Here is a 726-nt window from a genome sequence, read left to right as displayed (position 1 = left end):
TATGTCGGCTTTTCCGTCTGCTTCTCCTTTGCCGTTGCCGCTCTCCTGGAAGGCAGGATCGATGCCGCCTGGGCGCGCTGGGTGCGGCCCTGGACGCTGGCCGCCTGGACCTGTCTGACATTAGGCATCGCCATGGGCTCCTACTGGGCCTATTACGAGCTCGGCTGGGGCGGCTGGTGGTTCTGGGATCCGGTGGAAAACGCCTCGTTCATGCCGTGGCTGGCCGGCACCGCGCTGCTGCATTCGGCGCTGGTCATGGAAAAGCGCGAGGCGCTGAAGATCTGGACGGTGCTGCTCGCCATCCTGACCTTCTCGCTGTCGCTGATGGGCACCTTCCTGGTGCGCTCCGGGGTGCTGACCTCGGTGCATGCCTTTGCCAGCGATCCCTCCCGCGGCGTCTTCATCCTTTGCATCCTGTTGTTCTTCATCGGCGGAGCGCTGTCGCTGTTTGCCCTGCGGGCGCCGAAGCTTGCGGCCGGCGGGCTGTTTGCGCCGATCTCGCGCGAGGCGGCGCTGGTTCTCAACAATCTGATCCTGACGGTCGCCTGCGGCACGGTCCTGACCGGCACGCTTTATCCGCTGCTCTTGGAGACGCTGACCGGCGACAAGATCTCCGTCGGGCCGCCCTTCTTCAACCTGACCTTCAGCCTGCTGATGGCGCCGCTGCTCGTCATCGTGCCGTTCGGGCCGCTGCTTTCCTGGAAGCGCGGCGATCTGCTCGGCGCC

The 726-nt window shown here is 65.6% G+C and carries 1 protein-coding gene; it reads left to right on the top strand.

Annotation, left to right across the window (positions count from 1 at the left end):
- The coding region (locus CO671_RS33145) for a cytochrome c-type biogenesis CcmF C-terminal domain-containing protein (protein ID WP_170965085.1) at nt 1-726 on the top strand (726 nt) is incomplete at both ends.

It is taken from the genome of Rhizobium sp. M10, from assembly GCF_002531955.1.
GTDB lineage: Bacteria > Pseudomonadota > Alphaproteobacteria > Rhizobiales > Rhizobiaceae > Rhizobium > Rhizobium etli_C.
Note: the sequence above shows the minus strand (reverse complement) of the source record. Positions and strands in the feature narration are given on the sequence as shown.